The sequence below is a fragment of the Roseiarcus fermentans genome, from assembly GCF_003315135.1.
GTDB lineage: Bacteria > Pseudomonadota > Alphaproteobacteria > Rhizobiales > Beijerinckiaceae > Roseiarcus > Roseiarcus fermentans.
Genome location: NZ_QNRK01000001.1, coordinates 103,194 through 118,181, shown reverse-complemented (window position 1 = coordinate 118,181; position 14,988 = coordinate 103,194). Strand labels below are relative to the sequence as shown.

At 63.4% G+C, this 14,988-nt stretch carries 11 protein-coding genes; 10 read left to right on the top strand and 1 reads right to left on the bottom strand.

Annotation, left to right across the window (positions count from 1 at the left end):
- Window positions 1–18: 18 nt before the first annotated feature.
- The 5 genes from DFR50_RS00535 to DFR50_RS31145 all read left to right on the top strand — a co-directional run bounded on the left by DFR50_RS00535 (window position 19) and on the right by DFR50_RS31145 (window position 4,561).
- On the top strand, window positions 19–330 hold the full coding sequence (locus DFR50_RS00535; RefSeq protein ID WP_147262618.1) for a hypothetical protein: 312 nt from the start codon (window positions 19–21) through the stop codon (window positions 328–330).
- Window positions 327–1,808 (top strand): hypothetical protein, encoded by a 1,482-nt coding sequence (locus DFR50_RS00530; RefSeq protein ID WP_113887234.1) that lies wholly within the window; start codon window positions 327–329, stop codon window positions 1,806–1,808. The genes DFR50_RS00535 and DFR50_RS00530 overlap by 4 nt, the downstream gene beginning before the upstream one ends.
- On the top strand, window positions 1,805–2,776 hold the full coding sequence (locus tag DFR50_RS00525) for a CHC2 zinc finger domain-containing protein (protein ID WP_113887233.1): 972 nt from the start codon (window positions 1,805–1,807) through the stop codon (window positions 2,774–2,776). Before DFR50_RS00530 ends, DFR50_RS00525 begins: the two co-directional genes overlap by 4 nt.
- Window positions 2,773–3,951 carry an AAA family ATPase gene (locus tag DFR50_RS00520; protein WP_113887232.1) on the top strand — a complete coding sequence of 393 codons (1,179 nt, stop codon included), beginning with the start codon at window positions 2,773–2,775 and terminating at the stop codon, window positions 3,949–3,951. Before DFR50_RS00525 ends, DFR50_RS00520 begins: the two co-directional genes overlap by 4 nt.
- 232 nt (window positions 3,952–4,183) lie before the next feature.
- Window positions 4,184–4,561: a DUF5681 domain-containing protein gene (locus DFR50_RS31145; protein ID WP_147262617.1), complete on the top strand. Its 378-nt coding sequence runs from the start codon at window positions 4,184–4,186 to the stop codon at window positions 4,559–4,561.
- Between the two features lie 14 nt (window positions 4,562–4,575).
- On the opposite strand, the gene DFR50_RS00515 is transcribed toward DFR50_RS31145, so the two are convergent.
- On the bottom strand, window positions 4,576–5,409 hold the full coding sequence (locus DFR50_RS00515) for a recombinase family protein (protein WP_245427220.1): 834 nt from the start codon (window positions 5,407–5,409) through the stop codon (window positions 4,576–4,578).
- 94 nt (window positions 5,410–5,503) lie between these two features.
- On the opposite strand from DFR50_RS00515, the gene DFR50_RS00510 reads away from it, so the two are divergent.
- The 5 genes from DFR50_RS00510 to pglX are packed head-to-tail and all read left to right on the top strand — an operon-like array spanning window position 5,504 to window position 14,986.
- Window positions 5,504–6,037: a BrxE family protein gene (locus DFR50_RS00510; protein WP_113887456.1), complete on the top strand. Its 534-nt coding sequence runs from the start codon at window positions 5,504–5,506 to the stop codon at window positions 6,035–6,037.
- Complete coding sequence (locus DFR50_RS00505; RefSeq protein WP_113887230.1) at window positions 6,034–6,801, top strand: hypothetical protein; 768 nt, start codon at window positions 6,034–6,036, stop codon at window positions 6,799–6,801. The genes DFR50_RS00510 and DFR50_RS00505 overlap by 4 nt, the downstream gene beginning before the upstream one ends.
- Window positions 6,798–7,373, top strand: coding sequence for a BREX protein BrxB domain-containing protein (locus DFR50_RS00500; protein ID WP_113887229.1), 576 nt, complete (start codon window positions 6,798–6,800; stop codon window positions 7,371–7,373). Before DFR50_RS00505 ends, DFR50_RS00500 begins: the two co-directional genes overlap by 4 nt.
- A gap of 15 nt (window positions 7,374–7,388) precedes the next feature.
- Window positions 7,389–10,922 carry a BREX system P-loop protein BrxC gene (gene brxC / locus DFR50_RS00495; protein WP_113887228.1) on the top strand — a complete coding sequence of 1,178 codons (3,534 nt, stop codon included), beginning with the start codon at window positions 7,389–7,391 and terminating at the stop codon, window positions 10,920–10,922.
- A 5-nt stretch (window positions 10,923–10,927) separates the two neighbouring features.
- Window positions 10,928–14,986 carry a BREX-1 system adenine-specific DNA-methyltransferase PglX gene (pglX, locus tag DFR50_RS00490; protein ID WP_113887227.1) on the top strand — a complete coding sequence of 1,353 codons (4,059 nt, stop codon included), beginning with the start codon at window positions 10,928–10,930 and terminating at the stop codon, window positions 14,984–14,986.
- The last annotated feature ends 2 nt before the right edge of the window (window positions 14,987–14,988 follow it).

Below are 14,988 nucleotides of genomic sequence, written 5' to 3'. Positions count from 1 at the left end.
GCTTCGGATCGGTTTTGCTTGGCGGCTGAAACCGATTCGAGACACAGCCTCGTGGAGGCACCATTTCAACCGAACGGCGCCGGTCCGGTTACCGACGGCCGCGTGAAGAGGCGGAGGGACAGGAGGAGCACCCCGGCCCGCTCGCGCATCATCTTCCAGACATCGCGCCTTGCCGACCTCGCGTCCCAGAAGGAGTTCGTAAACCAGACCGGCGACGCGGTGTCCGACTGGCGGCTCGTCATCCCGAAGGAGTTCGCCGACAACGCGCTCGACGGCGGCGAGGTGTTTGGCCGACAGGTCCGGCGAGTCGAGCCGGAGTCGGCGCTGTGAGTCCCCCGCACTGCCCGGACTACGCCGCCATCAAGGCGATGGCCGTCGAGATGAAACGGCCGGCGAAGACGCTGATCGCGCAGTCCGTCGCGCGTGATCCCTTCTACGTCACGCCGGCTCGCCGGGACGCGGCGCATTGGTTCGCGCAGGCGTGGCCGGTCCTCGACCCCTCTAAAGACGACCTCCACGTCCGGCGGATGCACTATCGCTACATCAGCCTGCCGGAGGCCGATCGCCCCCCGAAACGCGACGGCAAGCCCTACGAGAACACGGAGGCCGACTGGAAGGATTTCTGCGATGCCTCGGTCGACGCGCGGATCCTCGAACTCGTCGATCCAAACCGCTTCACCGATCGCCGCGCCGGCGAGCCGGTCTTCATCGCCGACGACAGCGGCCGGGACAGGGAAGCTTTCATCGGCTGCTTCCGCGCCTGGCTCACCGTCCCGCCGGCCGAGACCTCGTTCGTCTTCGAGTGTGCGCCGCGGGAATTTTCCTTCCCCGACCCGCCCATGCCTTACGTAATCTGCCCAACCTTCTCCAAGCGGTACGCCATCGAGACATGGGCCGAAAAGAGCACCATGAACGACGTGCTCTATCCGCTCGCCCGACAGAACAACGTCACCCTCGTCACCGGTGTGGGCGATCTCTCGTTCACGCACTGCCTGTGGCACGTGAAGCGGGTGCTCGCGCACCGGAAGCCGACCCGGATTCTCTACATCAGCGACTTCGACCCAGGCGGCGAACTGATGCCGGTCGGCGTCGCGCGCAAGATCGAATTTCTCCTGCGGCGCGACGGTCACGACCTCGACATCCGGCTCATTCCGCTCGTGCTCACACGCGAGCAGGTCGATCGGTATCGCCTGCCCCGGATTCCGATCAAGGACACGGACGCGCGCAAGCGCGATTTTGAAAAACGCCACGGCGAGGGCGCGGTCGAACTCGACGCGCTCGAGGCGCTGCATCCAGGAGAGCTCGCGCGCATCGTCGAGGCGGCGATAGAGCGCTATCGCGAGCCGACCCGGGAAGCGACGCGCGCCAACGCCGCCGCCGAACTCGCGGCGCGAACCGCGGTCGTCGAGGCGCGGGACGCCGTCCTGGCCGAGTTCGGGTCGGAGATGGCCGCGCTGCGCGAGGACTTCGAGGCGGCGCGAGCAGCGGTCGGGGCCGAGCAGGAGGCGCTGGCCGAGATTGCCGAACAGGCAGCGGAGCAAAGCCGGGCGCACGTTGCCGAGATCGACGCCCGAATGGGCGCATTTTACGACCGCGCAAATCGCGTCTGGATGCGGATGGAGGCCCGGATGCGGGACCGCCTCCCGAGCGCCGAAGACTTCGAGTGGGCCGCCGCGCAGCCAGCCGACGACGGCGAGCCGCTGTTCGACTCGACCCGCGGCTACCTCGAGCAGGTCGACCACTACAACGCCCATTTCGGCCGGCCGACGGCGCGGAGACGGCGGTCGCGCACCGGGGACTCGCCATGACGGCCGACCTCGTCGCCGAGGCGCGCTCGGCCAATCTGCTCCGCGTCGCCGAGGCGCTCGGTGCGCGGCTCAAGAGGATCGGTGCCGGCGAGTTCGCCGGGCCTTGCCCAACTTGCGGCGGCCGGGATCGCTTCTCGGTCAACGTCCCAAAGGGCGTCTTCAACTGCCGCGGCTGCGGCGTCGGCGGCGACGCCATCCGGCTCGTGCGCCATGTCGCCGGCCTCGATTTCGTCGAGGCGGTCGAGCGCATTACTGGCGGTCGGCTCTGTCCCCACGACGCCGTGCCGACAAGCGAAGAACGGATTGCCGAAGAGGCCCGGCGCGAGGCCGAGGAGAGCGAGCAGAAGGCGCGCTCGACCGCCAAGGCCCTCGCCATGTGGGATGAGGGCGCTGACCCGCGTGGGACGCCGGCCGAACGCTATCTCGCTTCCCGCGAACTCAATCTTGGCATTGATCTCGCCGGCGAAGTCCTCAGGTGGCATCCCGAGCGCCGCGCGCTCATGGCGCTCTTCCGCTCGATCGCGACAGACGAGCCGCAGGCGATCATGCGCCTGTTCTTCGACGCGCAGGGCCGTCCATTCGTCATCATCGACCCCGACACCGGCAAGGAGACCAAGGACCGGCGGTTTCTCGGCCCGGTTGGCGGCGCGGCGATCAAGCTCGACCCCAACGCAGACGTGCTCGGCGGCCTCTTCGTCGGCGAGGGCATTGAAACGTCCATGACCGCGAGGGTGCTCGACCCGCCCCTCAAGCCGACCTGGGCGCTCGGGTCGAACGGCGCAATCGCGAGGCTCCCGGTGCTGCCCGGCGTCGAGGTGCTTTCGATCATCCGCGAGCGCGACGAGGCGAACCGTGCCGCCGCCGAAGTCTGCGGCTCACGCTGGCTCGCGGCCGGCCGCGAGGTCTTCGACGTCTGGCCGAACCGCGGAAATGACGTCAACGACGCGATCCGGGAGGACGCCGCATGAAGAGGCGAGACGCGGTGACGATACTGCCTTTCGTGCCTCGGGCCGGGGGTGCGACCGCGCCGCGTTTCGAGCTCACGCCCTTCGAAAAGGTGAAGCTCGACCTCAAGGAGCAATACCTCATCAAGAGCCTTTTTCCCTCCGAGGGCCTCGCCGTCATTTGGGGCGAGCCGAAATGCGGAAAGTCGTTCTGGACCTTCGACGCGGTGATGCACGTCGCGCTGGGCCGCCCCTATCGCGGCCTGCGAGTCAAGAAAGGGGCGGTCATCTATTGCGCCCTCGAAGGGGCGCGGGGGTTTGCGCGGCGCGTCGCGGCCTTCCGCAAGGAGAAGGTGAACGGCGAGACGCCGAACGCTTGGCTGATGACCACGCCGCTCGACCTCGTGAAGGACGCCAAGGCGCTCGTCGACGACATCCGCCGCCAACTCGGCGGACAGCGTCCCGCCATCGTCATCATCGACACCTTGAACCGCAGCATGTCCGGATCGGAGAGCAGCGACGAGGACATGGCGGCCTACATCAGGGCGTCCGACGCGATCCGCGCGGCCTTCGGTTGCCTCGTCGTCGTCATCCACCACTGCGGCCACGACAAGAACCGGCCCCGCGGCCACTCGTCGCTGATGGGCGCGGCCGACGTCCAGATTTCCGTCAAGCGCGACGCCGCCGGGAACATCGTCGCCACGGTCGAATACGCCAAGGATGGCGAGACCGGCCTCGTGATCGTCTCGCGCCTCAAGCCGGTCGTGGTCGGGACCGACGAGGACGACGGCGAGCCAATCACCTCATGCGTCGTCGAGCCGGTCGAGGAAGCGACCGCCGGCGACGAGCAGCGACCGCAGACGAGAGCCTGGCCGAAGTCGCTCGCGATCTTCGAGCGCGCTCTCGATTTCGCCCTCTGCAGCACCCCCGAGACCATCTATCCGTATCCGAACGGACCCGCCGTTCGAGGTGTCAAACGCGAATTCGTCCGGCACGAGTTCTTGAAGACCTATCCGGCCGACAGCCCGAAGGCGAAGGGAGTGGCGTTCGGCAGATGCGCCAAGGAGGCCGTCGCGCGCAGGCTCATGGTCTCGCGAGACATCGCGCCCGAGGGGACGCCTTATTTCTGGAAGCTCGGCAACAGCCGGTCCGAGGTCACCCGAGAGGCAACACAGGCAACACAGGCAACACCCTTTTAAAGGGTGTGTTGCCTATGTTGCCCTGTTGCCACCAAGACGGGCCGCAGCAACAAAGAGCAACAATGTTGCTTTGTTACCAAATGTTGCTCTGTTTCCACTTAAGATGCCTGGAGAAAAGGGGCCACTTCTTGTTATTGCGGTCAACGGTTTGAACTCTTGCCCACGACGGTCGCTATTTCCAACGAAACAAAGGGCCGTTAAGAACAGGCAACCGAACAGGCGAAAGCAGACCATGCGCGGCGGTGTTCGCTCGACCAGTTTCAAGGCCGGCACCTCGGGCAATCCGAGCGGCCGTCCAAGAAATGCAGCAACCGTCGAGGCGCGAAAGACCTTCGTTGATGTGCGGATCTCAGCGCAGGAGCACACGCTGAATGCGATCCACACACTCGCGACGATTATGAACGACTCCAACGCCTCCAAGCAGGCTCGAATAGCCGCAGCGCAGGCGCTACTTGATCGCGGCCATGGCCGACCCTCGCCGCCCGTTGAAGGCCCGATCGCGCTGTACGATTTGACACGACTGTCGGATGCGGAATTGGAGACGCTCGATCGAATTCTGGCGCGGGCGACCCCACCAACTCTTCTTCTCGAAGGGCAGACGGCCGACTGAAGCGATGGGTGCGGTCAAGCGGAGATCATGACCGCAACCGACTTCGGATTGAACGGTTTTCCGCGCTCATTCATGACTCCCTGCGCCGCCATTTCGGCGGCGACGGCTCGCAGGCTCATCCTTCCGCCTTTCGGTTTCTTGCGAGCGAGCCTCTTTGCCAGGGCCACCACCTCAGGCCGCGTCTCGGCCAGGCTCTTGCGGCCCTCGCACTTGCCGTTCGCCAGGCGTTTCCGCTTCCTTGCGGCCGCGAGCTTCGCGACGGTTGTCGTCTTTTCGAATTCTGCGACGGCGCCGAGGACCTGACGGACGAGCACGGCAGTCGGTGTCTCCTCGATGAAGAACGTTGGGGCGCTCGCGGCGATCAGTGCGATCCCCTGCGCCTTGAGCAGGTCGTGGCCGGCCAATTGCACCATGAGATCGCGGGCGAATCTGTCCGGCGATTCCACGATGATTGTCCGCGCGCCGTTCGAGAGAAGCCGCTCAAGCATGTCGGCGAAACCGGGGCGGTCGCCGACCGGGTCCGCGCCAGAGACCGCCGCGTCGTAGAACTCCGCCACGATCGCGAAGCCAGCGGCCTTGGAGTAGGCGTCGATCGCGGCGCGCTGGCGCTTGTCGGAGTCCTTGTCGGCGCCGACGTTCGCCTTGCTGGACGTCCTCAAGTAGGCGACTGCCTTCTGGCATTGCCCGCTCATTTCTGATTTCCGAACATCCACTTGCCTCTGAACTTCGTTCCTTTTTCTTGAGAAAAGGTAACATGATGCCCGTTCGATTTCAATCGGGGAGCTGCGCGCCCATAGGTCGGTGAATGTCCAGTTCGGAGATGTTGCAGCTTTAATCCGCTTGCCCATTCGGCGTTCACATCGTTAGCTAGGGTCGCAAACGAGATATTTCGAGTGGGCTGGGAGCCCTTCACAAGTGATTTCCTTTGGTCTCGATTGGCTTATGCGCGTCCGGACGGTGGTCGCCCGATGCGGCGAGATGGATGCTCAACGGTGGTGGAACACGGAAGGACAACTCGGCCCATACGGCGCGAAAGTTCTGAAGCGCGGCTTTCCCCGAACCCACTTTTTCGCGCAAGCGCGGTCGGTGTTCGCGGTCGCGGCCCACAGATGCGCCGAGATCTTCGACTCGCCGGACGCCCTGACACTCTGGCGCCTTCCGCATGAAGTCGAGGAGGCTTTCGACGCCCGGTGGGAAGGGTGGTTGGACGAAGCGGAGAACTGGAGAACGTTCTTCGAATCGGTTGAGGCGCTCAAGGACTTCGACGTCGCCGCCGCCCTGAGGAGCCTTTCGCTCGTCGACGAAGCCGACGTCGAGGCGGCTGGCAGGCTCAAGGTCGCGGACGGGGCAAAGGGCGTCTTGATCCCCGGTACTTTCGACCTCGGACGCAAATCGATTTCCCTGCTGGCGCTCGGCTTCAGCAAAGCTGCGAAAGGCGACCTCCTCGTCCCGTACGCACCGTCGAGGACCGCGTGAAGCCCGCGCCGGTCTTCTCCCAGCGGTATCTGCGCAAGGGCCCGCTCGTCGAGGAGACTTATCGGCTGTTCTCCGGTTGGAGCGATGAAGCTTCAGCGGAAGCGAATCTCGACGGCGGGTTGGGGGGCCAGTTCTCGACGATCTCGTGGGCGAAGGAGGTTCGCCTGACGACGTCAGCGCGCCTCAGACATCTCGACGCCCTACGGCCGCTGATCATTCTGGCTCGCCACGGCATGAAGCTGGACGACTGGCGCGACTGTTGGCGCCTCTGGATCGGCGCGACCGAGGAGCCCTTCGGGAGTTTCGTCCGCAACTGGCTTTTTGCACAGATGCAGTCCGGCCGCCACCAACTCCGCGCCGAAGACGCCCGCGTGTTCGCCGTCGATGCCTGGCGCCGCCATTCACCGAAGCGGCCCCTCTCGGACCACGGCGTCGTGCGCGCGGCTCGTGACCTCGTCCATACGGCCGCCCAACTCGGGCTGCTGGCCGGCGACGGCCCCGCGAAGTCCTTTGCCGCCGTTTCGAGCAGCGACGAGGTCCTGCTGTTCTATGCGCAGATGATTGCCGACCTCGAAGGCTCGTCCGCCAAGGTCCCGGCGAGCGATCTCTGGCGGATGATGATGGTTTCGGCGTCGGAGGTGCACGTCATGCTCCTGCGCCTGCACCAATTCCGCCGTCTCGACTATCAGGTCGCCGGGAGCCTCGTTCAGCTGACGCTTCCGTATTCGTCGGCGCTCGCCTTCGCAGAAAGCCTCACCCGATGAGCGAATTCGGCGCCCGCCTGCGGAATGTCCTGGAGCCTGTCCTGGCCGCGCCGGACCCGAGCGAGAAGATCAGCGCGTACCACGATATGCCGTACGCGATCTTCCACTATGACCCGAGGCAGGAACTCGCCCTACGTCGCGAGGTCTCCTCGTTGCGCACGAGGCTGGAGAACAAGGGCAAGCGCATCACGTCCATATCGCTCGCCGAGTGCCTCGACGCGGCACTCAAGGCGGAGGCGAGTCTCGATGAATGGTTCGAGAACGAGCGCGCGTTGGGTGCGGAAAAGGCGATCGAGGACATCCACAAGCTGCTCGCCGACCGCGTCCCGCTCGTCGATCTGGTTGCGGACCGGATGCCCTCGGAGCCTGACCCGCGAAAAGACGTGGTCTTCATCGTCCGGACGGGCGCGCTCTTCCCGGTCTACCGCACTTTCTCGCTGCTGGAGCAGCTCAAGGGGCGCGTCGTCGTGCCCACGGTTCTCTTCTATCCGGGCGATCTCGACGGCGCCGCGGGCCTTCGTTTCATGGGCGTCCTTCAAGCCGAGCACAATTATCGGCCGAAGATTTTTTGAGGGTTGGGTTCTTTCATGCCGCAGATCGCCACGCTGTTCGCCAACGACATCAACCGGCAAATCGAAGAGGTCATCAAGGTCGACCAGACCGCCGAGGCTGTGGTCGCGAGCGAGGTCGAGGAATACGTCGTCACCGACGCCATCAAGCGGCATTTCGTCGAAGTGTTCGAGCGCTATCAGGAGACGCCGCAGAAGCCGCATGAAGGCATCGCGATCTGGGTCTCCGGCTTCTTCGGGTCCGGCAAGTCGTCGTTCGCGAAGCTGCTCGGCCTCACGATCGAGAACCGGACCGTTCTTGGCGAGCCGGTCTCCGACCGGTTCCTGAAGCGGACGCACGATGCGAAGCTTTCCGTCGTCCTGAAGACCATCAACGAGAAAATTCCGACCCACACGGTCATCTTCGACGTCTCGACCGACCGCGGCATCCGGTCGGGCAACCAGATGCTCAGCCAGATCATGTACCGGCTCTTTTTGGCGAGCCTCGGCTATTCCGACGACCTCGACCTCTCCGAACTCGAAATCAACTTGGAGCAGCAGGGCGAACTGGAGACGTTCAAGGAGGTCTACCGGAAGGAGACGCAGCGGGAGTGGGACGTCGGCAAGAACCGGACGATGTTCGCCCTCAATGAGGCGAGCCGCACGCTCCACACGATGCGCCCTGAGACGTTCCCGCTGGCCGATTCCTGGGTGAAGGCGAACGTCAACCGCGCCGACATCAGCCCCGGCAAGCTTGCCGACCGGATTGTTCAGTTGATGCAGCGGCGGAAGCCCGGCAAGTCGCTGATGTTCGTGGTCGACGAGGTCGGGCAGTTCGTCGCGCGTGACGTCCAGAAGATGCTCGACCTCCAGGCGGTCGTCCAGCAACTTGGCGTCAAGGGGCGCGGCAAGCACTGGATCGTCGTCACCTCGCAGGAGAAGCTCAACGAACTCGTCAGCGGCCTCGACGATCGGAACATCGAGCTTGCCCGCCTCATGGACCGATTCCCGCTCCAGGTGCATCTGGAGCCCTCGGACATCTCCGAGGTGACGAGCCGCCGCGTGCTCTCCAAGAACGCCGGCGCCGAACAATCCCTCGGCGCCCTGTTCGAGGCGAACCGCGGCCGGCTCGTCCAGAGCACCCGCATCCAGTCCGACATCCGGCTTCCCGAGATCGACCGGCAGTCCTTCGTCGACCTCTATCCGCTCCTCCCGTACCAGATCGAACTGATCATTCAGATCGTGTCGGGCCTGCGGACCCAGAGCGGCGGCAGCAGGCACGTCGGCGGCGCCAACCGCACCATCATCAAGCTCGCGCAGCAGCTCCTGATCAACCCGCAAACGCAGCTCGCGGCCAAAGAGGTCGGCGCGCTCGTCCGGCTCGACCACGTCTACGACCTTGTCGACGGCAACATCGCGTCGGACATTCGCGCCAAGATCGCTTCAATTCCGTCCAAGGTCGATCACCCGAAGGCGCAGGCGGTGGCGAAGACCGTCTGCCTGCTCCAGTTCGTGAAGAGCGTCAGGCGCTCGGCCGAGAACGTCGCAGCCTGCCTGCAGGAGACCGTGTCCGCGGATTCCTGCCTCGCCGAGGTCAAGGCCGCGCTCGCCGAACTGACGAAGACGTCGCTCGTCCGCGAGGCGGACGACGGCTACCGCATCCCGACTCCGGCCGAAGACGACTGGAGCCAGAACCGTTTCTCGATCAGCGCGCACCCCGCGGACGAGAACAAGCTCTATGCCGAGGTCCTGTCCGGCTTCTGGTCGCCGACTCCGACCTTCAGCCTCGGCGACACCAAGTCCTTCCGGGCCGGCCTGATGTTCAACGGCAAGGAGGAGGTGTCCGGCGACATCACTTTCAACGTGCAGTTCGCCGACGGCCCGGCCGGCGCCGCGGCGCTGTCCGAGCAGCTGCGCGTCCGCAGCCAGACCGACCCGAAGAGCATTTTCTGGGTCGTGACCCTCGACGAGGACATCCGCAGCGAGGTCCGGGAAGCCTACCGTTCGCAGCAGATGATCGAGCGGAGGAGCCGGGACGCGGCGACGCAGGACGGCACGGCGCTCGTTGCGGACGAGAAGGGCCGGTTGCGACGGCACATGGACGAACTCAGGCGGCGGCTCAAGGCCGCGGCGCTCTCGGGTCAGGTCTGGTTCCGTGGCAACGACCGCAGCCCGGACGGCGGCGCGGATGTCGGCAAGGCCGCCATCGCCATCGTCGGCGTCGTGCTGCCCCTCGTCTACGACCGGTTCGGCGAAGCCTCGGCGAAGGCCGCCGACCTCAAGAAGGGCGTCGACGCGCTGTTCACGGTCGAGAACCTGAACGGACTGCCGCCGGTCTTCGGCCAGCTCGGTCTGCTGCGCGACGAACACGGCAAGCCGGTGTTCAAGATCGACGTGACGCCGCTCGCCGAGATCATGGCGCAGATCACGGCCAAAGCGAACTACGGCGAGCAGGCGACCGGCAAGTTCCTCGAGGATGAGTTTTCGAAGCCGCCGTTCGGCTGGGACTTCGAGGCCGTGCGCCTGCTCGCCCTGTCGCTCCTGCGCGCCGGCGCCGTCGAAGCCGTCTCCAAGGGCGTGACGATCGACAGCGTGACCTCGACCCAGGCGAAGGACGCCTTCTCCAACAACAACCTCTTCCGGTCGACCAGCTTCCGCCCGAAGAAGGGCGTGGACATGAAGGTCCGGATCGAGGCGGCCGACAATTTCAAGGAGACTTTCGGAGAGGATGTTCGGGAACTGACCACCGGGGCGATCGCCGAAGCCATTCGCAAAGCGGTCGAGGAACCCGAAGACGATCTCCAGAAGGCGTCCACGGCGCTTCGGATAGGGCGCTTTCCCGGCGCCGAAGTGCTCGACAACGCGATCGACCAGATCAAGGGCATCCGGCGCGGCTTTGAAGAGAACGCGATCACCACCTTCAACGCTTCTCATCGCTCGATAAGGGAGGCAATCAAGCGGGCGACGGACCTGTCCTCGGTGCTCTCTGAGCCGGCGCTGCTCGACCTCGACCGCGCCAAGACGACGCTCGCCCGGGAGGCGCCGGCGCTTCTCGAAGAGCCGGACCTCGATCCGGCCTTCAGGGAAAAGGTCGTCGTCCTCGGCGACCGGCTATCGAAGGAGACGTTCTTCCGCGACATCGCCGAGATCGAGCAGGCGGCGACCGCCGTCTCCGGCGAGTACCGGCGCCGCTACGACGAGGCGCTCGACGCCCGCGTCGCGGCCTACGCCGCAGCCGTCGCCACACTCGAACAGACGCCGGGGTGGGAGCGCCTCGACGGCGAGCAGCAGGAAGAGGTCGCCCGGGCGCTTCGCCAATGCGCCGACAGGAACTGGAACAACCAGACGATCGCCCACATACGCTCCGTCACCGAAGCCTGCGACGGACGCCTCGCGGCCGCGGTCGAGAAGATCCACACCATCCTCGAAGGCGAGCGGGTCGCCACCGTCTCGGTCGGAAAATTCTTCGCCGGCGGCATAGAGAACGATGAGCAGCTCGAACAGGCGCTGTCGGGCATCCGCGACGAATTCTCGCGCCTGCTCGGCGCCGGCAAGATCGTGATCGTGAGGTAGCGACCGTGGAGAAGGAGACGCGCAGCGCGATCGAACGAGCGACCCAAAAAGTCCGCGGCATCCTGGAGAGGGACTTTTCCGAGCAATTGCAGGGCGACTACGACGTCATGCCGGACGGCCGCGCCGGCGAGCGTCCGGGCGCGCATTTGACCGGCTCGCAGCGGGCGCTCCGCTCGCGCATTGTCGCCGCGACCGAGCACAAGCGCGCGCAGGGCATGAAGGCGGACGAGGCGGTCGCCGACTTTCTTCGCGACGCCGCCTTCACTACCATGAACCGCTTCGTCGCCCTGAAGATGCTGGAGGCGCGCGGGCTGGTTCAGGAATGCGTCAGCAAGGGCGAGGCGTCTTCCGGCTTCGCCAACGAATTTTGCGGCCTCGCGCCCGGCCTGAAGTTTGCGGACGGCAGCGGCTATCGGCTCTACATCGAGAGCGTCTTCGACGAGCTTTCGACCGAAGTGAAGGTCCTGTTCGACCGGCGCGATCCGGCCTCGGCTTTGTGGCCGCGCCGGGCGGCGTTCGACGAGATGCTGGCCGCCCTCAACGCCGACGAATTGAAGGGCGTGTGGGGCGAGGACGAGACGATCGGCTGGGTCTACCAGTATTTCAATGGCCAGGACGAGCGGCGCAGAATGCGCGAGGAGAGTCAGGCGCCGCGCAACAGCCGCGAACTGGCGGTGCGCAACCAGTTTTTCACGCCCCGCTACGTCGTCCAGTTCCTCACCGACAATACGCTCGGCCGCATCTGGTACGAGATGCGCGACTCGGACACGGCGCTCGCCGAGCGCTGCGAATACATGGTCCGCAAGCCGGGCGAGACATTCGCAATGCGGGCGAAGAAAGACCCGCGCGACCTGCGCGTGCTCGATCCCGCCTGCGGCAGCGGCCACTTCCTTCTCTACGCGTTCGATCTGTTGCTCACGATCTACGAGGAGGCGTATGCCGACCTGGAGAGCCCGAAGAGCGAGGCGACCGGGCGCAGGCTCCGCGAAGATTACGAGAGCCTCAACACTCTGCGAAAGGCCGTCCCCGGCCTCGTCCTCGCCAATAATCTGCATGGCGTCGACATCGACCCGCGCTGCGCGCAGATTGCGCAATTGGCGCTCTGGATGCGGGCGCAGCGAGCGTTCCGAGATTTCGGCGTCGATCTCGCCGACCGGCCGCCCATTCGACGGGCGAATATCGTTATCGCTGAGCCGATGCCGGGGGAGAAGGATCTGCTTCAGGATTTTTTGGCCGGGCTGAAGGAAGACCGGCTGGAAGACCTGATGCGTCGCGCGCTGGACATCCCGTCAAGTCGCAAGGTCAAAGCGACGAAGGAGATGGCCAAGAGCCTCGGCGAACTTGTCGAGACGGTCTGGGACGGGATGAAGTTGGCTGGGGAGATGGGGACGCTGCTCAGGATTGAGCGCGAAATCGCCGACGCGGTCGCGAAGGGGCGCGCTGAATGGGAAGAGCGGCTGCCGCTGTTCAACGTGACTTACTTCGGCGCTGGGGCGCCGACGGGCGAGCAACTCGTGAAGCTGGTTCCCGGCGAGGGGGAGGATTTCTGGGCGAAGGCGGAGCGGCTCGTGTTCTGCGCGCTCGCGGACTACGCTGAGGAGGCGGGTGCTTCGGGGAATGTGAGGCGAAGGCTATTTGCGGAGGACGCGGCGCAGGGATTTGGATTAGTTGATTTGGTCTCGAAAAAATTTGAGGCGGTGGTGATGAATCCGCCATTCGGATCCTTTTCGACGTCATCACGCTCTCATGCTCGTGACGGGTATCCCACAGCGTCAACTGACATTCTCGCCGCGTTCGTCTTGCGCGCGTTGGAGATGCTCACGAGTTGTGGCTATTTCGGAGCGATAACCAGCCGAACGGGTTTCTTCAATGAATCTCTTTCTGAGTGGCGTCGCTTCGCGTTTGAAGGACGTCGTCTCCGTATTTTTGCCGACCTTGGAGAAAACGTTCTTGATGATGCGATGGTTGAAGTTGCCGCATACACGGCCAGTCGCAGCGCTCAAGACGGCCCAACGAACTTTATTCGGGCTGTAACAGAGAGAGATAAGGCAATAATTATTCAAATTGCGTCAATGCAGTGTAATAATAGAAATGTCTTTGTCGTTGACTGCGAAGAATTTATGAGACTTCGTATGAATCCTTTTGCCTATTGGGTTCATCCGCGGATCCTTGCCATGGCGGCGAGCGGGACGACTTTGGAGCCCGATTGGGCGGACGTTCGATCAGGTCTACAGACAAACGATGACAACAGATTTGTGCGCCTTCGATGGGAAATTGCGTCACAAGACATCATGCTCAAGGCTGGGCGTGAGCGGGCGTGGGTGGCCATCCTGAAATCAGACGAAGCTGCGGCGTGGTTCTCAGACATTAGCACGGTGCTGAAGTGGCACCAATGCGGGCGCGAACTGAAGGCGCTTGTGGAGCATAAGGGGAATAGCATTACTCGCCATGTTCCCAATGAGTCATACTATTTTAAGCCAGGCGTAAGTTGGGTGAAGAGATCGACTCGTTGTATACCTACTCTTGTTCCATCCGGAGTTATTCCAACCGTAAGTCGTTATGTTGCATATCCTCGTTCTGGACGAGAAGGGATGCTACTCGGACTATTGGCATCGGACATAGTATCTGCGGTCTTACGTTGGAACGCAGAGAAATTTGTATGGCCTATTTGGGGTACACGGCTCCTAAAGAATTTGTGGGTACCAGAAATAGAAGGGAGCGCCGCAGCTGCAATCGAGGAAATTGTCCAAGAGCACGTAAAAGAAGTACGAAAGCGACTTGAAGGAGACGAGACCTCTAGCTTGTTTTGCGGCTTGGAAGAGGGGCGAGTTGAGCGCCCCAATACACTCTCACTGGGTGCGCTTGGGTCGGTCGAGAGCGTAATTCATGAAGCATATGGATTAAGCGTGAATGAAGCAAATGATGTAATAAATGAGTTAAAGGAGGCTATTGACTATCGAACCGAGAATAAATTGATTGAAGAATCTGATGGGGATGATGGCGAGATACAATTATCGTCAGTGACGAGCTTTCACCAGCATCTTTCATACGCGCTTGGCGTGCTTTTCGGTCGCTGGGATTATAAAATAGCTGATGTCAAACGAAAATCTCTGGACGCAGATATATTCGTGTTTCAGACACGACCTCCAGCCTATGCAATAAATTCTCCACTAAATGAATTGGTGCCTGAAATATCCGTCGCAGGTATGTTGCATGATGATAACGGAGATATTCAAGATATTGTGCAAACCGTGGCGCGAATATGGATAGAACTTGCTAACCGCAAGGTTGGTCGCTTTTCGTGCACAAAAGCGACGAACCAAGAAATTCGCAATTACCTTTCACACGAATTTTTCAACGTTCACATTAGACAATACACGGCTTGTCGCCGCAAGGCGCCAATCTACTGGCAACTCGCGACTCGGTCGGCGGGCTACTCGGTCTGGCTCTATATTCATGCGTTTACCCGGGACACGCTCTTCCGCGTCCAAAACGATTACCTCGCGCCGAAGCTCGCCCAGGAGGCCCGCCGCCTCGGATCGATGAAGAGCGAACTCGGCGACGGCGGCACGGCCGCGCAGCGCAAGACCATGGCGGCGCATGAGGCCTTCGTCGACGAGCTTCGCGCCTTCCTTGAGGAGGTCGCGCGCGTCGCACCGCTCTGGAATTTTGACCTCGACGACGGCGTCATCATCAACTTCGCCCCCCTCTGGCGCCTTGTCCCGCAGCACAAGCCTTGGCAGAAGGAGCTGAAGGCGACGTGGGACGCGCTCAGCGAAGGCAAGTACGACTGGGCCCATCTCGCCATGCATCTCTGGCCCGAGCGGGTCGTTCCAAAATGCGCGGACGACCGCAGCCTCGCCATAGCCCACGGCCTCGAAGATGTCTTCTGGGTTGAGGGTGAGGGCGGCAAGTGGAAGTCGCGCTCGACGCCGTCGCGGCCCGTCGACGAACTCGTCGCCGAGCGTTCGTCGGCGGCGGTCAAGGCCGCGCTGAAGAGCCTGATGGAGGCGCCCGACCAAACCGGGCCGGCGAAACGCTGTCGGAAGTCCAAGGCCGCCTGAGG